Source organism: Nocardioides sp. LHG3406-4 (assembly GCF_049897745.1).
In the GTDB taxonomy this organism is placed as follows: Bacteria; Actinomycetota; Actinomycetes; order Propionibacteriales; family Nocardioidaceae; genus Nocardioides.
In genome coordinates this window covers 397025-416119 of sequence record NZ_JAFCWV010000001.1, presented here as the reverse complement: position 1 = coordinate 416119, position 19095 = coordinate 397025, and the positions used below count along the sequence as shown (strand labels likewise).

Annotated in this window: 16 protein-coding genes; 14 read left to right on the top strand and 2 right to left on the bottom strand. The window is 70.7% G+C overall.

What is annotated here, in order from left to right:
• Window positions 1-44 precede the first annotated feature (44 nt).
• From ACP7BP_RS01980 to ACP7BP_RS01945, 8 genes are all read left to right on the top strand, one after another.
• A complete protein-coding gene (locus ACP7BP_RS01980) occupies window positions 45-1013 on the top strand; it encodes an ATP-binding cassette domain-containing protein (RefSeq protein ID WP_426241982.1) in 969 nt (322 codons plus the stop codon).
• Complete coding sequence (locus tag ACP7BP_RS01975) at window positions 1010-1783, top strand: ABC transporter permease (RefSeq protein WP_426241981.1); 774 nt, start codon at window positions 1010-1012, stop codon at window positions 1781-1783. Before ACP7BP_RS01980 ends, ACP7BP_RS01975 begins: the two co-directional genes overlap by 4 nt.
• Complete coding sequence (locus ACP7BP_RS01970) at window positions 1780-2565, top strand: ABC transporter permease (protein ID WP_426241979.1); 786 nt, start codon at window positions 1780-1782, stop codon at window positions 2563-2565. The genes ACP7BP_RS01975 and ACP7BP_RS01970 overlap by 4 nt, the downstream gene beginning before the upstream one ends.
• Before the next feature lie 50 nt (window positions 2566-2615).
• Window positions 2616-2843 carry a transposase gene (locus tag ACP7BP_RS01965; protein ID WP_426241977.1) on the top strand — a complete coding sequence of 76 codons (228 nt, stop codon included), beginning with the start codon at window positions 2616-2618 and terminating at the stop codon, window positions 2841-2843.
• Between the two features lie 911 nt (window positions 2844-3754).
• Complete coding sequence (locus tag ACP7BP_RS01960; protein WP_426241975.1) at window positions 3755-4486, top strand: DUF4386 domain-containing protein; 732 nt, start codon at window positions 3755-3757, stop codon at window positions 4484-4486.
• Between the two features lie 748 nt (window positions 4487-5234).
• Window positions 5235-5927: a 50S ribosomal protein L25/general stress protein Ctc gene (locus ACP7BP_RS01955; RefSeq protein ID WP_426241973.1), complete on the top strand. Its 693-nt coding sequence runs from the start codon at window positions 5235-5237 to the stop codon at window positions 5925-5927.
• An 80-nt stretch (window positions 5928-6007) separates the two neighbouring features.
• A complete protein-coding gene (pth, locus tag ACP7BP_RS01950; RefSeq protein ID WP_426241971.1) occupies window positions 6008-6610 on the top strand; it encodes an aminoacyl-tRNA hydrolase in 603 nt (200 codons plus the stop codon).
• 133 nt (window positions 6611-6743) lie between these two features.
• The gene (locus ACP7BP_RS01945) at window positions 6744-7214 is read left to right on the top strand and encodes a hypothetical protein (RefSeq protein ID WP_426241969.1); all 471 of its coding nucleotides are present in this window, start codon (window positions 6744-6746) and stop codon (window positions 7212-7214) included.
• Window positions 7215-7232: 18 nt separating this feature from the next.
• On the opposite strand, the gene ACP7BP_RS01940 is transcribed toward ACP7BP_RS01945, so the two are convergent.
• The gene (locus ACP7BP_RS01940; protein WP_426241967.1) at window positions 7233-7928 is read right to left on the bottom strand and encodes a TetR/AcrR family transcriptional regulator; all 696 of its coding nucleotides are present in this window, start codon (window positions 7926-7928) and stop codon (window positions 7233-7235) included.
• 442 nt (window positions 7929-8370) lie between these two features.
• Here ACP7BP_RS01940 and ACP7BP_RS01935 point away from each other — a divergent pair, with 442 nt between their 5' ends.
• Window positions 8371-9765 carry a sugar transferase gene (locus tag ACP7BP_RS01935; RefSeq protein WP_426241966.1) on the top strand — a complete coding sequence of 465 codons (1395 nt, stop codon included), beginning with the start codon at window positions 8371-8373 and terminating at the stop codon, window positions 9763-9765.
• On the opposite strand, the gene ACP7BP_RS01930 is transcribed toward ACP7BP_RS01935, so the two are convergent.
• Window positions 9759-10364 carry an acyltransferase gene (locus ACP7BP_RS01930; RefSeq protein ID WP_426241964.1) on the bottom strand — a complete coding sequence of 202 codons (606 nt, stop codon included), beginning with the start codon at window positions 10362-10364 and terminating at the stop codon, window positions 9759-9761. The genes ACP7BP_RS01935 and ACP7BP_RS01930 overlap by 7 nt on opposite strands.
• A 35-nt stretch (window positions 10365-10399) precedes the next feature.
• Here ACP7BP_RS01930 and ACP7BP_RS01925 point away from each other — a divergent pair, with 35 nt between their 5' ends.
• From ACP7BP_RS01925 to ACP7BP_RS01905, 5 genes are read left to right on the top strand one after another with little or no spacing between them, the layout of a single operon-like run.
• A complete protein-coding gene (locus ACP7BP_RS01925; RefSeq protein WP_426241962.1) occupies window positions 10400-15181 on the top strand; it encodes a DUF4082 domain-containing protein in 4782 nt (1593 codons plus the stop codon).
• Between the two features lie 58 nt (window positions 15182-15239).
• Window positions 15240-16310, top strand: coding sequence for a Gfo/Idh/MocA family protein (locus ACP7BP_RS01920; RefSeq protein WP_426241961.1), 1071 nt, complete (start codon window positions 15240-15242; stop codon window positions 16308-16310).
• Window positions 16310-17305, top strand: coding sequence for an NAD-dependent epimerase/dehydratase family protein (locus ACP7BP_RS01915; RefSeq protein ID WP_426241959.1), 996 nt, complete (start codon window positions 16310-16312; stop codon window positions 17303-17305). Before ACP7BP_RS01920 ends, ACP7BP_RS01915 begins: the two co-directional genes overlap by 1 nt.
• Entirely contained in the window at window positions 17302-18441 is a 1140-nt protein-coding gene (locus ACP7BP_RS01910) for a DegT/DnrJ/EryC1/StrS family aminotransferase (RefSeq protein ID WP_426241957.1), read from the top strand. The genes ACP7BP_RS01915 and ACP7BP_RS01910 overlap by 4 nt, the downstream gene beginning before the upstream one ends.
• Window positions 18441-19094: a NeuD/PglB/VioB family sugar acetyltransferase gene (locus tag ACP7BP_RS01905; RefSeq protein WP_426241955.1), complete on the top strand. Its 654-nt coding sequence runs from the start codon at window positions 18441-18443 to the stop codon at window positions 19092-19094. Before ACP7BP_RS01910 ends, ACP7BP_RS01905 begins: the two co-directional genes overlap by 1 nt.
• Window position 19095 lies beyond the last annotated feature (1 nt).

Below are 19095 nucleotides of genomic sequence, written 5' to 3'. Positions count from 1 at the left end.
CGAGGTTAGCCCGACCTTGCGACCGGTGAGGCTAGCCTCCCGGGGTGACCCTCGCCGTGGAAGCCCGTGACCTGCGCCGGACCTTCCGCACCCACACCGGGGTCGTGCGGCGCACCCGCAAGGACGTCGAGGCGGTCAAGGGAGTCACCTTCGACATCGCTCCGGGCGAGCTCTTCGGCCTCCTCGGCCCGAACGGCGCCGGCAAGACCACCACCATCAAGATGCTGATCACCCTCCTGCTCCCGACCGGTGGCAGCGCGCGGGTGCTGGGGCGCGACGTGGTCGAGGACGTCCGCGAGGTACGCCGCCGCATCGGCTACGTCTTCGGCGGCGACCGCGGGCTCTACGAGCGGCTCTCCGGGCTCGACAACCTGCGCTACTTCTCCGAGCTGTACGGCGTCCCCCCGCGCGAGCAGAGCGCCCGCATCGGCTCGCTCCTCGAGCTGGTCGGGCTGAGCGGTCGTGAGGGCGAGCGGGTCGAGGGCTACTCCCGGGGCATGCGCCAGCGCCTCCACATCGCACGTGGCCTGCTGCACGACCCGGAGGTGCTCTTCCTCGACGAGCCGTCCATCGGCATCGACCCGGTCGGCGCCCGCGAGCTGCGCGCCACGATCGGCACCCTCTCCGAGCAGGGCAAGACCGTGCTGCTCACCACGCACTACATGTTCGAGGCCGACGAGCTCTGCGACCGGATCGCGGTGATCCGCAAGGGCGAGATCGTCGCCCAGGGGACCCCGGACCAGCTCAAGCAACGGGTCAGCGGCGGCCGGGTGCTCGAGGTGGAGACCTACGGGCTGCCCGACGACCGGGTCACGGCGGTCGGGGAGGTTGCCGGCGTCGCCTCCGCGACCCTGGAGGAGCGCGGCCAGCTCCAGCTGCTGGTGGTCAAGGTCGACACCGGGGCCGAGGTCACCCACGAGGTGCTCGGTCGGCTCGGCGACGTACGCGTCGGCAGGGTGAGCCAGCGCGAGCCCACCCTCGAGGACGCCTACGTCGAGCTGGTGAGCGGATGAGGCTCCGGCTTCGTCAGCTGTGGGTCTGCTACTGGCTGAACTTCAAGGTGATGGCCATGTCGCCGTTCGAGGGCCTGTTGTCGATCGTGTTCCCGCTGATGTTCGCCACGTCCGCGCTGCTCGTCTACCGCGTCGAGAACGACCCCAACGCGATGCTCTACGCCGGTCTCGGCGCCGCCGTGATGGGCGTGTGGACCGCGATGATGGTCCCGGCAGCGACGCTCCTGTCGCGGGAGCGGTGGGCGGGCACCCTCGAGCTGGTCGTGGCGGCGCCGACGCCGTTCTCGATGGTGCTGCTGCCGAGCACCCTGGCGATGGCGACCCTGGGCCTCTACAGCGTGGTGGCCACGATGATCTGGGACTGGCTGGTCTTCGGCATCGAGCTCCACATCGCGAGCTGGCCGCTCTTCGTGCTCAGCCTGGCGATGGCGTGCGTCACCGTGGCCATGCTGGGCTTCCTGTTCTCGGTCACCGCCGTCCGCTACCGCACCAGCTGGGCGCTCGGCGCGGCGCTGGAGTACCCCGGCTGGCTCCTCTGCGGCTTCCTGGTCCCGCTCGGCCTGCTGCCGGACGTGCTCCAGCCGCTGTCCTGGTCGCTCGCGCCCACCTGGGCGATGGCGGCGATCCGCGAGTCCGCCTCGGGCGGCAGCCCGTGGGGCGACCTGGCCGTCTGCCTCGCGCTCGGCATCGCGTACGCCGCGCTGGGGTCCTACCTCAGCCGGCGACTCGTGGACTCGGCCCGCCGCAACGCGACGCTGGCGCTGACGTGACCAGCCTCCGGATCTTCTTCATCGGCGGGCTGATCAGCTACCGGGCGATGTTCAACTGGCTCAACCCGTGGATCCTGGTGCCGGCCCTGCTCGTGTCCCCGGTCTGCCAGGTGCTCCTGTTCGCCTACATCGGCCGCAGCGCCGGCGTGGGCAACGACGAGTTCTACCTCATCGGCAACGCCCTCAACTACGCGGCGATCCCGTGCCTGTTCGCGATGGGCGCGACCATCGGGGGCGAGCGCTACTCGCAGACCCTCGGCATCATCTTGACCACGCCGGCGCCGCGCATCCCGCTCTTCCTCGGCCGGTCGCTGCCCGCGATCGTCAACGGCTGGGCGGTCGCGATGTTCGGCCTGCTCGTCGGCGGCCTCCTGCTGGGGGTCACGATCCCTTGGTCGGCCTGGCCGGCCATCGCCGTCGTGGTCGCCGTGACCTCGGCGTCGTGCACCGGGCTGGGACTGGTGATGGGCGCCGTCTCGCTGCGCGTGCGCGAGAGCGCCACCATGGGCAACATCCTCTTCCTGGTGATGCTGGTCTTCTGCGGCGTCAACGTCTCCGCCGACGACCTGCCGGGCTGGATGGCCGCGGTGGGCGACGTGCTGCCGCTGACCCACGGCATCGAGGCGGCGCGCGAGGTCGCGGCCGGCGGAGCGCTCTCCGAGGTCGGTGGCCTCGTGCTCCAGGAGCTCGTCGTGGGGCTGGTGTTCGTGGCGATCGGCCTGGCGCTGCTGTCGGCCCTTGAGCGGCTGAGCCGGTCGCGCGCGACGCTGGACCTCGTCTGACAGGGTGTGTCCCTATTGCCCGGGTGGAGTGCGTCGTCACCGTCCGGTGCATGTCGTACCCGAGTGGCCTGACCGACGACCAGTGGGTCTTGCTGCAGCCGTGTTCAACGCAGCGGGCAAACGCGGCCGCAAGCACGCCGATGACCTGCGCGGGCGTGGTGGACGCGATGCTGTACGTCGCCCAGACGGGCTGCCAGTGGCTCTACCTCCCCGCGTCGTTCCGACCGTGGACGCGGGTCTGGTCGCAGTTTCGCCGTTGGTCGCGCAACGGCACTTGAGCGCAGGCTCTGACTGTTCTGCATGCGGCCGCACGCCGAGCCGACGGACGCGCCGAAGAGAAGCCGTCGATGGTCGTCATCGACACCCATCTGGCCCGCGGGGCCTCGAACGGGGGGTTCACGTTCCATGACCGGGGTGGCCCGTACGGCCAGGCCAAGGGCGCCAAACGCGTCGTGGCCGTCGACGTGGCCGGCCTTCCGGTGGCCGCGCTCGTCGTGCCCGCTTCAACCCACCAGAACCGGGCAAGCGAACTGATGCTGGAGCATGACCCAGCAAGGCGTCACGGACCGGCTCGAGCTGGTCATGGTGGACCGCGGCGTCACCGCAGCTGCTGCTCGCACGCCCGGCCAACACCACGGCCTTAGCGGTTCGCCGGGTCGGGTGGAACGACAAGCAGCCGACCTTCCGGCCCATCCGGCCCATCCGGCCCATCCGGCCCATCCGGCACGCCTGGCGGGTTTAGGTCGCCCACAGTCGCCTCGGGTGGTCCCGTCGCCCGGCGAAGTCGTTCGAGAACACCATCTCAGCGACCGGCTGGCTCAGGTCACCTGCATCGCCACCACGCTGCGACACCTGTTCCGGGAACGGGCTCGCCGGCGCGCGACAGCTTTGCGGCCTGACTGGCCGCCATCACGAACCGCGCGGAAGGCGGCAGATGAGTGCGTTTCGACGGGGCGGTCCGGCGGGGCAGACACACTGGGGTTGTCGCCTGCCCCAGATCGCACCCGCATGGACTCTGACCGTTTGAACGCATCTCGAGTTGTGTTCGCCTGGCAGCCCGCTCATCAGCACGACCGCGCTCATCGCGGCGTGGTCAGACGGATCCAAGGAGAGTCGAACTGCCCAATTCGGGCGATGCAGTTCAGGTGCTCTGGCATAACGATTGGTCCTACTGCCAGGGGAGTCGATCGTGGACTTGCGTCGAACCGGCCGGATCTTCGGATGGCTGTTCATCGGGACCTTCGTGACGAGCATTCCGGCGCGTCTTCTTTTCATCGACGGAGCGGGCGCGAGTTGGACCAACATGCGGTTCGTCGCGGCAGACGCCTCTTCGGCGAGTCTGAAATGGGGCGCGCTACTCGAGTTCGGTCTGGTCGTCACTCAGCTCGGAACCGCTCTTGTGCTGTACCCAATCGCTCGCAGGCAGAGTCAGACGATCGCACTCAGCTACGTGACCGCCCGGACCATCGAGTCCGTCTTTGCCATCATCGGCCTTGTCAGCATGCTCTCGCTGGTATCAGTCATCAGCACGATGAACGGGGCGAGCGGCAGCGAGGCCGTCGCGCTTCAAGCCCAGGGTGACACCCTCGCGCACGCCTACGAGTGGGCTTTTGAATGGGGGCCTGGGCTCGTGGCCGGCATCGGCAACGGGCTGCTGCTCGGTTACCTCATGTACAAGTCAGCCCTCGTGCCGCCGCGGCTGGCGCTGTTGGGCTTGATCGGCGGCCCGATCCTGATCCTCTCGTTCCTGCTGATCCTGGCAGGGGCCTACAAGAACGGCGAAGGTCCCTCGGGCCTGTTGACGCTCCCGGAGGCCGCCTGGGAGCTCTCGCTCGGCGTCTACTGCGCCTGGAAGGGGTTCCGTTCCTCGAGCCCGTTGGCCGAAGCAGCCCGCAATAGCGAGCCCGTGCCATCCAGCTGAAGAGCAGAGCACGGCTCCGGCGTAGCCGCCCGGAACCGCGTGCGTGTACGCCGCCGGGGGTGATCGCGCGCACGTGCTGCTGCCGTTTCCATCGTACGAGCGGTCCTCGTCGTTCGTGGCGGGTGTCGCTCCTCCCGGTAGTCGCCTGCGTCGGGCTTCTTGGTCAGTCTCGGTATCGAGACGATGCAGCTCGCCGGGTCGGTGACGGTGAGCCCAGGGCGGATCGCGGACATCGACGACTGATCGGCAACACTGTCGGAACGTTGCTTGGCTACGGAGCCTTCTGGTTGCTGGTGAAGTTCCCTGCGTCGGCACTGCTCGTCGCACGGGCCGCCTGGACACCCGGGGTCCGTGCGGGGCGGAACTCGCCAGCAGTCGGACGATGACTCGCACGTCGACCATCACAGCCGGTTGACAGGCGCGACCAGCCGTGTGTGGAGCAGAGGTGATCGCACGGGACGCCCGACCATCGGCAGATAAGCGCGCTTCTGCCTCGATAGGGACACACCCAGTGAGAGGTCCCCTCATCGGCGCTCCGACGGCTCGCACCGGCCGGCTGGACGTCGATTGGGCGGTGCCGGCGGACCGCGGGTAGTCTTGGGTAGTTGCCTCGGCGAGGGAGCGCACAGCGACTCCGTGATCGACAGGGCAGGTTCAGCCTCTGCGCCGCGCCTCCTGTCGGGAGCGCGGCGTTCGTCGTCTGCGGGCAGCCACCGGTTCGCACATCGACGCTGCACAGGAGACAAGCATGGCCACCGAGAAGATCACCGCCGAGATCCGCGAGGAGTTCGGCAAGGGTGCGGCTCGCCGCATCCGCCGCGACAACAAGATCCCCGCCGTCGTCTACGGGCACGGCAACGACACCGTGCACGTGACCCTTCCCGGGCACGCGACGATGATGGCTCTCAAGCACGGCGGCGCCAACGCGCTGCTCGAGCTCGACATCACCGGTCAGTCGCAGCTCGCGCTGGCCCGCGAGGTGCAGATCGACCCGATCCGCCGCGTCATCGAGCACATCGACTTCATCGCCGTACGCCGTGGCGAGAAGGTCACGGTCGACGTGCCGGTCCACGTGGTCGGCGACGCCGCTCCCGAGACCCTGGTCGTCACCGAGAACTCCACTGTCGAGGTCGAGGCCGAGGCCACCCACATCCCGGAGCAGATCGAGGTCGACATCGAGGGCGCCGCGATCGGCACGCAGATCCACGCCTCCGACCTGGTCCTGCCCGAGGGCACCACGCTGCTCACCGACCCCGAGACGCTGATCATCAACGTCACCCAGCAGGTCTCGCAGGCCGCGCTGGAGGCCGAGCTCGAAGAGGCCGAGGCCGACGCCGGCATCGTCCATGAGCCGTCCGACGACGAGATCGCCGACGCGCAGGCAGGGTCCGCCGAGAGCGGTGCCGAGAGCGGCGACGCCCAGGGCGACGCCACCGAGTGATCCGTCGCTGGCGGTCGAGGTGGTCGCGACGCGGCCGCCTCGGCGCCAGCACGCAGCGAAGGGACCGGGAAACTCCAGCCATGACGGCCGACCAGACGAGCGACGTGTGGCTGGTGGTCGGGCTGGGGAATCCCGGTCCTTCCTACGCTGGGCACCGCCACAACGTCGGGCACCTCGTCGTCGACGAGCTCGCCCAGCGGATGGGACAGGCGTTCAAGGCCGACCGCTCGGGCCGGGCCGAGCTGGTCGAGGGCCGGTTCGGGGCGCCGGGCACGCCGGGACCGCGCGTCGTACTGATGAAGGCGCGCTCGTACATGAACGAGAGCGGCGGGGCGGTGTCGACCGTCGCGAAGTTCTACAAGGTGTCGCCCGAGCACATCGTCGCCGTCCACGACGAGCTCGACATCCCCTTCGGCACACTGCGCGCCAAGCTGGGAGGTGGAGACAATGGTCACAACGGCCTGCGCTCGATGCGCGCGTCCCTCGGCACGGGGGACTTCCACCGGGTGCGGGCGGGCATCGGTCGGCCACCCGGGAGGCAGCCCGTGGCGGACTTCGTGCTGTCCAACTACGCCTCAGCTGAGCGCAAGGAGCTGCCTTTCCAGGTGATGGACGCCGCCGACGCGGTCGAGTGCCTGGTGACCGAGGGCCTCGCCAAGACGCAGCAGAAGTTCAACTCGTGAGCCCCTCCTGATCGACGACCGGACAACGTACCCGAAATGGGCCATTCGCGGGGGCCTGCGTCCCCTCTAGGGTTCCCATGTGCGGGCCTGGGGAGGCCGTGATCGGCGCACTTGGTGGGGAGAAGCGAAGATCATGGACGAAGCAGTTTCCGAGCCAGACGGCCGCATCATGGCGTCGCCGTCGCCGGAGGCCTGGACGTTGCTCATCGAACAGTGCATGGACGAGCTCGACGGCCGCGACCGCGAGCTGCCCGAGGACCGACTGGTGTGGCTCGCCCAGCGACTCCAGGAGTTCCTCGGCCTGCGCGCCTGGTGGGTGGCGGCCGCGTTCGAGCGCGAGCTGGTGACCGTCGACTCCTCGGGGCACGGACCTGTGCAGGGACCGATCGACCGGGGCGACGACGCCCAGCTCCTCATCGACGGGTGCGACCCGGACGCGCAGGAGTGGTTGCTGGTGCTGCAGCGTGAGCCGGGCGGCTACGACCTGCGACTGGTCCGGCCGCTGGTGACCGCCCTGGTCTACGCGGCCCTGGGCTTCCCGCGGGCCCCGGCAGCCTCGGCCGTGCGCTGGCCGGCTCGCCGGATGCTCCACTCGACGGCCTGACGCTCGCAGAGGGGCCTTCTACCGGCCCGATCCCAGGGCGCCGTCAAGGTACGCCGTGAAGGCGGCGTCCGCGTCGTCGACCGCCCACGCGCCCAGCCCGAAGTGCTCGACGTAGAGCCAGCCGAGGCACCGGGTGCACACGAGCATCGCATGGGCCAAGAGCTCCTGGTCCACGTCCTCCGGCAGGGCGGCCACGGCCGACACCACCGCCGGGCTCAGTGCCGCCGTACGCGGCCCGGCGACGATGCTGCCGTCGGCCAGGCCCTCGAGGGCGGCGCTCAGGGGCAGCGCGACCAGCCGTTGCATCTCCTCCGACTGAGCGATGTCGGGGCGGGTCTGGTCGTCGCGGTTGGCGAAGATCAGCTCGAACTCCGAGCGGTGGGTGCGCGACCACGCGCGCATGGCCACGAACATCTCCCGGAGCCGTTCGACGGGCGGACGGGTCTGGTCGGCGCCGGCCATCGACACCGCCTCGGCGGCTGAGTCGAGGGCGTCGGCGCTGAGCGCCGCGACGAGGGCGCCGCGCGAGTCGAAGTAGCGGTACAGCGCTGACGGCGTCAGCCCGACATCGCGCGCAACCGCGCGCAGGGAGAGCTCTCCGGGGCCGTAGCGCAGCAGGTGGTCGCGGGCGGCCTGCTTGATCTCCAGGGCCGCCGCCTCGCGCAGGCGGGCGCGACGCGAAGACGGCTCGTGAGCATCGTCTTCTTGCGTCATCGGGTGCGGCACCTGTCCTAGGCGGTCTGCAGGGCCACCGTACGCGCTCCGGAGCGGGTTGCGACCCCGTTCGCAGGACCGGGTCAAAGAGGGGCGAAGGATCGTCAATTCCGGGTATGACAACGGTGTTCGCTGTAAAGAACACTGTTCTCGTCAGACGAGTGGGGGGGTGTCACATGGCGACAAGCACGAGTGCAACCAGTCTCCGACGGCGCCCAGACCGTGTTCGGTGTGGTCGTCGTCGGAGTGCAGTTACGGCTGGTGCGGGCCACGGCCGGGCCGCACCCTCGAAGTCCCCCCCTTCGAGCCGTCTGCACGGGCGGGGCCTCTCGCGACACTTCATGTGTCAGCTGAGCACGAAGGGCCCCGCCCACCGCTCTTCTTCTGTTCTGCGCTCTCCTGTCTTGGGTTCCGTCTCGCGACCTGAGTCGAGGGCCCGGGCATGACCTCGCTCGAGCTCGCCGTCGGCGCGGGTCGGACCCGCCACCTCGCCTGGCCCGTGAGCGGCTACGCCGTCTGGGTCGGCGTCGTCATCTTCGCCATCCTCACCACCGACGTCGCGATCGGCATCATGGCCGGCCTCGGCCCGGTGGTCACGGCCGTCGGCAGCGTGTCCGCCGTCGTGGGCGTCCTGATGGCCCGACGCGACATCGGCCGCGGCGCCGAGGCGCGCATCAGCACCTACATCCGCCACCAGGCGGCGTCGTTCGGCGTCGTCTCGGTGCTGGTCGTGGTGTCGGGCGTCGACCGTCCCTCCCAGCTCCTCGCCGGCTTCGCTGCCCAGTTCGCCGTCGTGGGCGTGCTGGCACGCGGCGCCAACAACGTGATCGTCCGCGCCGAGGTCGACCGCCGGGTGATGCTCGTCGGCGACCACGACGGCGTCCCTCACGCCCTCGACCAGCTCCGGCGCTCCGGTGGCTGCGAGGTCGTCGGGGTGGGCCACCTGGGCGAGGTCACCGAACGAGCCCTCGATCTCCCCGATGTGATGACCTGCGCTCTCACCTCGATCGAGCGGATCATCGAGATGGCCGCCGCCTGGCATGCCGACACGGTGGCGATCGCGCCGTCCGTGCACCTGAACTCGATGGCCCTGCGGCGACTCTCCTGGAAGCTGGCCGAGGCGAACGTCCGCCTGGTCGTGCTCGGGCTCCCCGACGGTGTCTCCCGCCGTCGCGTCACCCCCTTCCAGCTCGGCGCGGCCACCGGGGTCGAGGTCGCGGCTCCGCGACCCGGTCGGCTCGACCGTCTCGGCAAGGTCGTGATGGACCGCCTGGCCGCCGGGGCCATCCTGCTCGTGTCGCTGCCTGTCCTCATCGTGTGCGCGATCGCCATCCGCCTCGAGTCACGCGGTCCGGCCGTGTTCAAGCAGACCCGAGTGGGCCGCGACGGGACGCCGTTCACGATGTACAAGCTCCGCTCGATGTCCAGCGACGCTGAGGAGCGCAAGGCCGAGCTCGTCGCGCTCGACGAGGGCAACGGTCGCCTCTTCAAGATGAAGCAGGACCCGCGCATCACCCGGGTCGGCGGCCTGCTCCGCAAGACGTCGCTCGACGAGCTTCCCCAGCTCATCAACGTGGTGCGGGGCGAGATGTCGCTCGTCGGCCCGCGCCCCGCACTGCCGGCCGAGGTCGCCGAGTACGACGAGGACGAGCGCCGTCGGCTCGCCGTACGCCCCGGCCTCACCGGCCTGTGGCAGGTCAGCGGACGCTCAGACCTCAGCCACGACGAGTCGGTGCGTCTCGACCTGGAGTACACCGACAACTGGGACCTCGGCGAGGACCTGCGGATCGGGCTGAAGACCTTCGCCGCTGTGACCAGATCGACCGGGGCCTACTGATGGAGCTCTTCCAGCAGCACCCCGTCGGACTCGACGAAGCCGGCTCCCGTGCGGGGGCACCTGAACCGATGCTCGTCGAGTCGCTCCAGCGCCGCGCCGGCTGGCCCCACCCAGCCGACGCGGCGCGCGGGCACGCCCACGACGAGCGCGTAGTCCGGGACGTCGCGGGTGACGACCGAGCCGGCGCCGACCATGGCCCAGCGACCGATGGTCACCGGGGCGACGACCACGGCGCGGGCGCCCACCGAGGCGCCCTCGCGGACGACCACGGCCACGGCCTCCCAGTCGTCGCCGGTCTTGAGACGACCGTCGGCGGTGACCGCACGCGGCATCAGGTCATTGGTGAAGACGACGGCAGGGCCGATGAAAGCCCCGTCCTCGACGACGGCGGGCTCGTAGACGAGGGCGTGGTTCTGCAGCTTGCACCGGTCACCGATGCGCACGCCCGGCCCGACGTAGGCGCCTCGTCCGATGATGCAGTCGTCGCCGACGACGGCGTGCTCGCGCACCTGAGCGAGGTGCCAGACCAGCGTGCGGTCGCCGATGGTCGCCTCGTCGGAGACATCGGCGGAAGCTTGGATGCGCGGCCCTGGCGTCATGGCCCGGAGCGTAGCCGCCGCGCCGGATGGGCGCGATGACAACCCAGAAGAGCCCGACCAGGAGATCACAGATGCTGCCCAGGCTCGCTGCCCTCGTCGCGACGTTGATGACGGCGGCCCTGCTGGTCATCGTCGCGCCCGCGGCACCCACCCTCGCCGCGGGAGACCCGTGCGCCCCGGGTGGCAACAAGATCGCGTGCGAGAACAGCTTGCCGGGCACGCCCATGGAGCAGTGGGACGACATCTCCGGAGCCGGCGCCTCGTCGATCCAGGGCTTCTCGACCCAGATCTCGGTCAACCTCGGGCAGCGCGTCGACTTCAAGATCGACACCGACGCCCGCGCCTACACGATCGGGATCTTCCGCACCGGCTACTACGGCGGCGACGGCGCCCGCAAGATCGCCGACGTCACGCCGAGCGCGACGCTGCCCCAGAACCAGCCCAACTGCATCTCCGACGTCACCACCGAGCTCTACGACTGCGGCAACTGGGCGGTCTCCGCCTCCTGGACCGTCCCGTCGACGGCGGTCTCCGGCGTCTACATCGCGCGGCTGCACCGCTCCGACACCGGCGAGACCAGCCACATCACCTTCATCGTGCGCGACGACGCCAGCCGTTCCGACCTGGTGTTCCAGACCTCCGACACGACGTGGCAGGCCTACAACGACTACGGCGGCTCCAACCACTACTGGGGTGGGGCCAACGGCCGTGCCTACAAGGTCTCCTACAACCGTCCCGTGATCACCCGGGGCGGCATCGGCGGACGCGACTTCTACATGTCCAACGAGTACCCCCTGGTGCGCTTCCTCGAGAAGAACGGGTACGACGTCAGCTACATCGCGGGCGTCGACACCCACCGCTCGGGTCAGCTGCTGACCAACCACAAGGCCTTCCTCTCCGTCGGTCACGACGAGTACTGGACCGGACCCCAGCGCGCCAACGTGACAGCCGCCCGGGACGCCGGCGTCAACCTGATGTTCCTCAGCGGCAACGAGATGTACTGGCGCAGCCGCTTCGAGCCGAGCGCCGACGGGAGCAGCACGCCGAACCGCACGCTGGTGACCTACAAGGAGACCTGGGACCGTCGCAAGAGCGACCCGACCGACGAGTGGACCGGCACCTGGCGCGACCCCAGGTACGCCGCCCCGAGCCAAGGGGCGGGGACACCCGAGAACGCCCTGATCGGCACCATGTACATGGTCAACAACGACGATCTGGCGCTGACGGTCTCCGCCGAGGAGGGCAAGCTCCGGCTCTGGCGCAACACCTCGCTGGCCAGCCTGCCGACGGGCACCACCCGCGCGCTTGCGCCGCACACCGTCGGCTACGAGAGCAACGAGGACCTCGACAACGGCTTCCGGCCCAAGGGCCTGATCCGGCTGTCGACGACGACCGGCCCGACCCCCGAGTACCTCCAGGACTTCGGCAACACGGTGAAGCCGGGGACGACCACGCACCACATGACCATGTACCGCGCGGACAGTGGTGCGCTCGTGTTCAGTGCCGGGACGGTGCAGTGGACGTGGGGCCTCGACGCGGTCCACGACAGCCCCTTCCCCAACGAGCCCGCCGACGCGCGGATGCAGCAGGCGCAGGTCAACCTGCTGGCCGACATGGGCGCCCAGCCGAAGACTCTCCAGTCCGGCCTCGTCGCAGCCGCCCCGTCCACCGACACCACCCGACCGACCGCGGCCTTCACGACGCCCGCGGCCGGGTCCACCCGCGCCAACGGCGCCCGGGTCACCGTGACCGGCACCGCCAGCGACGTCGGGGGCCGAGTCGCAGCGGTCGAGGTCTCGACCGACGGCGGCACGACCTGGCACCCGGCCAGCGGGACCACCTCGTGGTCCTACGACTACATCCAGCAGGGCCTCGGGGCCGAGTCGCTCAAGGTCCGTGCCGTCGACGACAGCGCCAACATCGGCGTGGCCGCCACCCGTGACATCACCGTCACCTGCCCGTGCACAGCCTTCGGCTCGGTCGTCCCGAAGGTGCCTGCCTCCGACGACGGCTCGGCCGCCGAGCTCGGGCTGCGGTTCACTGCCAAGGCCGACGGCTTCATCTCCGGTGTCCGCTTCTACAAGGGCGCCGGCAACGGCGGGACCCACGCGGGCTCGCTGTGGAGCACGGCCGGCCAGCAGCTGGCCACGGCCACCTTCACCGACGAGACCGCGACCGGCTGGCAGAAGGTGAGCTTCCGCAGCCCGGTCCCGGTGACCGCCGGTCAGACGCTGGTGGTGTCCTACTCGGCACCTCAGGGCCACTACGCCGCCGAGGCCGACGCCTTCGCCTCCCTCGGTGTCGAGGCCGACCCGTTCTCGATCGCCGGCGGGTTCGGGGCCCCTGCGTCCGGTGTCTACGCGAACGTGGGTCAGTTCCCCATCAACAGCTTCGGCTCACCGAACTACTTCGTGGACGCCGTCTTCACCACCACCGACGACTCGCCGCTGACGGCCAGCGGCCACTGGCCGCTGGCCGGGTCGTCCAGCGTGCCGACCTCGACCACGCTGCGTGCCACGTTCTCCAAGCCGGTGGCCCCCGCGAGCGTGGCCGTGACCCTGAAGGACGGTGCCGGCAACACCGTCGCCGGCAGCACGGCGTACGACGCCGCGACCCGCACCGCCACCTTCACGCCCTCCTCGCCGCTCGCAGGGTTCGTCCGGTACACCGCGACACTGGCCGCCACCGACCAGCAGGGGATCGCCCTCTCCGACGGCAAGGCCTGGTCGTTCACCACGGCCCGGCCCCCCAGCGCCCCAGGCGTGTGCCCGTGCTCGCTCTTCGACGACTCCACCGTCCCCACGGTGCTCGAGGCACCCGACTCCACGCCGGTGACCCTCGGCGTCCGGTTCTACCCCGACGTGGCCGGCACCATCTCCGGGGTGCGCTTCTACAAGGGCGCGGGCAACACCGGCACCCACACCGGCGCCCTCTGGTCCAGTGACGGCACCCAGCTCGCCGAGGGCACCTTCACCGGCGAGTCCACCTCCGGCTGGCAGACCCTGACCTTCGCGCAGCCCGTGACGGTCAGCAAGAACACCGAGTACGTCGCCTCCTACCGCACCACCGTCGGCAAGTACTCCGTGACGCCCAACGCCTTCGCCGACTCGGACCTCTCGCGGCCGCCGCTCCGGGTGGCTCCGGGGGCCGGCTCCTACACCTACGGCGCTGGCTTCCCGTCCGCCTCGTCGCAGCAGAACTACATGGTCGACGTGGTCTTCGAGCGCCCGGCTCCCGCGATCGCCGTCGAGTCCCAGGATCCCGCGCCCGGCGCGGTCGCCGTACCCCGCAGCAGCACCGTCCGCGTCTGGTTCACCCAGCCGATCGCGGCCGGCGCCTCGATGACCGTCCGCCAGGTGACGGCGACCGGCACGACGTCCCTGGCCGGGTCCACCGAGCTGCTCTCCGACGGCACCATGCTGCGGTTCACGCCGGCGGCTCCGCTGCCCGGTGACGCCGACATCCGCGTCGACCTCACCGGCGTCCGGTCGACCGAGGGCGCGGTCCTGGCCGCCCAGACGTGGACCTTCCGCACGAGGTCGGCGACCGCGGCGGCCGAGCAGACCCTCTTCGGCGACCAGGTGCCGCAGGTCCAGGCGGCGGACGACGGAGCTCCCATCGAGGTCGGTACGGCGTTCTCGCCGACCGCCGACGGCCAGGTCACCGCCCTGAGGTTCTTCAAGGGCGCGGGCAACGCCGGCACCCACACGGGGTCGCTCTGGAGCGCGACCGGCCAGCGACTGGCCACGGTGACGTTCGCCGGGGAGACGCCGAGCGGATGGCAGACGGCGCGCCTGTCCTCGCCGGTGTCGGTCTCCGAGGGCACGACCTACGTCGTCTCCTACCTCGCGCCCCAGGGGCACTACTCCTACACGTCCGGGTTCTTCTCCCAGCCGTGGACCGCCGGTGACCTGACGGCGCCACAGGAGAACGGTCGCTTCCTCTACGCCCCCGCGGGCGGCTTCCCCCAGTACTCCACCGGTTCGGCCAACTACTTCGCCGACGTGGTGTTCGAGAAGTCCCCGGCCACGGTGGCGGTGGCCAGCCGCACCCCCGGCCCCGGCGCGACAGGGGTCGCCCGAGACGTCTCCGTCGAGGCCGTGCTCACGAAGCCGGTGCAGCCGGGCTACACCATGACGCTGCGCCAGGGCACCACCAGCCTGGCCGGCACGGCGACCCTGTCGACCGACGGCCGCACGATCGTGTTCGACCCCGCTACCGCCCTGCCGGCCGACGCGGAGATCACCGTCACGCTCTCGGGGGTGACCTCCACCGAGGGCGCGACCCTCGGCACCGTGACCTGGACCTTCCGCACGGCACCGGACGGCGCGTCGAGCGGCACGGTCTCGCTCTTCACCGGGGTGGTCCCGCAGACGACCTCCGTCGACGACAGCGGGCCGGTCGAGCTGGGCGTCGCCTTCACGCCGTCGGTCAACGGCGCCGCGCAGGGCGTCAGGTTCTTCAAGGGGGCCGGCAACACCGGAGTGCACACCGGCTCGATCTGGAGTGCCGGCGGCACGCGGCTGGGCACGGTCACGTTCACCGCCGAGAGCTCCTCGGGCTGGCAGACCGCCACCTTCGCGACGCCCGTGGCGCTGACGGCGGGCCAGACCTACGTCGTCTCCTACTACGCGCCCCGGGGCCACTACTCGGCGACACCGGGATACTTCGCTGACAGTCGGACCGTGGGGCCGCTCTCGGCGCCGGCGTCCGGCAACGGTCGCTACGTCTACGGGAGCGGTGGAGGGCTCCCCACCAACTCGTGGAACGGCACCAACTACTTCGTCGACCTGGTTTTTCGCCAATCCAGTCCCTAGCGGGGCACGCAGGGCGGATGATCTAACACAACAAGCTCGACAATCCTGGGGGGATTGAATGTCAGACAGCAGAAGGCTGGGCGTTGCCGTCGTGGGCGCCGGCTACTGGGGACCCAACCTGATCCGGAACTTCCGGATCGCCGAGGACTGGGACCTCGTCGCCGTATGCGACCTCGATGTCGATCGCGCACAGCGAGTGCTCGGCGAACGCAGCGGCGTCGACGTGCACGCCGACCTCGCCGAGGTGCTCTCGCGCGACGACGTGGACGCCATCGCGATCGCCACGCCGGCCCGGACACACCAGGACATCGCGCTCGCGGCCCTGCACGCCGGCAAGCACGTGCTGGTCGAGAAGCCGCTGGCCGAGAGCGTCGCCCAGGGCTCGACCATGGTCGACCTCGCGCGGTCGCAGGGTCTCGTGCTGATGGCCGACCACACCTACTGCTACACGCCGGCCGTGCTCAAGATCCGTGAGCTGGTGGAGGCGGGCGAGCTCGGCGACATCCTCTTCGTCGACTCCGTGCGCATCAACCTCGGCCTGGTGCAGCCCGACGTCGACGTCTTCTGGGACCTCGCCCCGCACGACCTGTCCATCCTCGACTTCATCCTCCCGGGCGGGCTCCGCCCCACGGGCGTCTCGGCCCAGGGCGGCGACCCGCTCGGCGCCGGCAAGCCGTGTGTCGGCTACCTCACCATGCCGCTGCCGGGCGGCGCCATCGCGCACGTCCACGTCAACTGGCTCAGCCCCACGAAGATCCGCCAGATGGTGATCGGCGGCAGCCGACGCACCCTCGTCTGGGACGACCTCAACCCGCAGCAGCGGCTGAGTGTCTACGACCGGGGAGTCGACCTGGCCCAGCAGTCGGTGGACTCCTCCGACGACCGGGCGGCCGCCACGATCTCCTACCGGCTCGGTGACACCTGGGCTCCGGCGCTGCCGGAGCGCGAGGCTCTGGGCGCCATGGTCGCGGAGTACGCCGCGTGCATCCGCGACCAGCGGGCCTCACGGACCGACGGGGAAGCCGGGCTGCGCGTGCTGTCGGTGCTGGAGGCGGCCTCGGCCAGCCTCGCCGACGGCGGGGCGCTCGTCGACGCCGGACTTTCAACCCCAGAGCTGGAGGCAGTCTGATGACGACGCTCTCAGGCGCCCGGGTCCTGGTGACCGGCGGCGCAGGCACCATCGGCTCGACGTTGGTCGACCAGCTCGTGGCGGCCGACGTGGCCCATGTCGACGTGCTCGACAACCTCGTCCGCGGCCGTCGGGCCAACCTCGACGAGGCCATGGCCTCCGGGCGGGTGACGCTCGTCGAGGGCGACGTACGCGACCGGGACCTGGTGCACGACACGACCCGCGGCAAGGACCTGGTCTTCCACCAGGCGGCGATCCGCATCACCCAGTGCGCCGAGGAGCCCCGGCTGGCGCTCGAGGTGCTGGTCGACGGCACGTTCAACGTCGTCGAGGCAGCCGTCGAGCACGGGGTCGACAAGCTCGTGGCCGCGTCCTCGGCGTCGGTGTACGGCCTGGCCGAGGAGTTCCCGACCACCGAGCGGCACCACCACCACAACAACGACACCTTCTACGGCGCCGCCAAGTCGTTCAACGAGGGCATGATTCGCAGCTTCCGGGCGATGAACGGCCTCGACTACGTGCTCCTGCGCTACTTCAACGTCTACGGACCGCGGATGGACGTGCACGGCCTCTACACCGAGGTGCTCGTGCGCTGGATGGAGCGGATCGCCGACGGCCAGCCGCCCCTGATCTTCGGTGACGGTCTGCAGACGATGGACTTCGCCTACACCACCGACATCGCCCGGGCCAACGTGCTCGCGGCCGCCAGCGACGTCACCGACGGTGTCTACAACATCGCGTGTGGCGAGGAGACGAGCCTGCTCGGGCTGGCCGAGGCGCTGCTGCGGGTGATGGGTTCCGACCTCGACGTCGAGCACGGCCCCGAGCGCGCCGTCAACGGCGTCGTACGCCGGCTCGCGGATGTCTCGGCTGCCGAGCGCGACCTCGGCTTCGTCGCCCAGGTCGGCCTCGAGCAGGGGCTGCGCGAGCTCGTCGAGTGGTGGCGCCCCCTGCGCGCCGAGATCGCGGCGGGCCGCACCCCGGTGGCGTCGTGAGCCGCATCAACGTCATGCAGCCCTGGCTCGGCGACGAGGAGGCCGCCGCCGTGGCCGAGGTCATCGCGTCGGGCTGGGTCGCCCAGGGACCCCGCGTCGCGGCGTTCGAGGCCGCCTTCGCCGAGTTCGTGCAGGCCGAGCACGCGGTGGCCGTCTCGTCGTGCACGACCGGGCTCCACCTGGCCCTGCTGGTGGCCGGGGTCGGTCCCGGTGACGACGTCGTGGTGCCGTCGTTCTCCTTCATCGCCACCGCCAACGCCGTGACCTACGTCGGCGCCCGCCCCGTCTTCGCCGACGTGGACCCCACCACCGGCAACCTCACGGCCGAGACCGTCGCCGCGGCGCTCACGGCGCAGACGCGCGCCGTCATCGGCGTCGACCAGGGCGGCGTCCCCCTCGACCTGGACCCGCTCCGCGCGCTGTGCGACCCGCAGGGCATCGTCGTGATCGAGGACGCCGCGTGTGCGGCCGGCTCGACCTACCGTGGTCGTCCGGTCGGCGCCGGCGCCGAGATCGCCGCCTGGTCGTTCCACCCGCGGAAGATCCTCACCACCGGTGAGGGCGGCATGATCACCACGTCCCGTCCCGAGTGGGCGGCCCGCGCCCGGCAGCTCCGTGAGCACGCGATGAGCGTCTCCGCGGCAGACCGGCACTCGCAGGTCCTGGCTCCTCCGGAGAAGTACGCCGAGATCGGCTTCAACTTCCGGATGACCGACCTCCAGGCGGCGGTGGGCATCGTCCAGCTCGGCCGGTTGCCGGAGGTGGTCGCCCGCCGCCGGGCCATCGCCGCGTCGTACGCCAAGGCCGTCGACGAGATCGAAGGGCTGCGCATCGTGACCGACCCGGCGTGGGGCACCACCAACTACCAGTCGTGCTGGGTCGAGGTCGAGCCAGGCTTCCAGCAGGACCGCGAGCAGCTGATGGCGAGCCTCGCCGAGGCGGGCATCTCGGCGCGTCGCGGCATCATGGCCGCCCATCGACAGCCCGCCTACCGCGGCGTCGACACGGGCGACCTCCCGCTGCCGGTGACCGAGCGGCTCACCGACCGCACCCTGATCCTGCCGCTGTTCCACCAGCTCTCGGAGTCCGACCAGGCGCGGGTCATCGAGGCGCTGCGCAGTGCGGCACGCGGCTGATGAACGGCCTGCTGCTCGTCGCCGCCAGCGGGCTGGCCCGCGAGACGCTGGTCGTCGAGCAGCTCCTCGAGCGCTTCGACTCCTTCCACGTCGTCGACGACGACCCTGACCGCTGGGGCACGTCCCTCGACAGCGTCCCGGTCGTCGGCGGCCTCGAGCTGGTGCGTGAGTACGCCGACCACGCCGTGCTCGTCTGCGCCGGACGCGGCGCCGTACGCCGCTCGCTCGTCGCCCGCCTCGCAGAGCTCGGCGTCACCCGCGACCGCTACGCCACGACCGTCCACCCCGCCGCCGTCGTGCCGCCCGGCTGCGACGTCGGCGCCGGCAGCATCGTGCTCGCGGGCGTGGTGATGACGGCCGACGTCCGTCTCGGCGACCACGTCGTGGCCATGCCGCACGTCACGCTCACCCACGACGACGCGGTCGGCGACTTCGCGACCCTGTGCGCCGGGGTCACCCTCGGTGGAGAGGTGTCGGTGGGGGAGGGCGCCTACCTCGGCATGTCCTCCAGCGTCCGCGAACGCGTCGCGATCGGCCCCGACGCGGTGCTCGGCATGGGTGCCGCCCTGCTGTCCGACCTGCCCGCCGGCGAGACCTGGGTGGGAGTGCCCGCCCGCCGGGTTGCCGCCGCAGCCCGCGTGAGGAGCGGCTGAC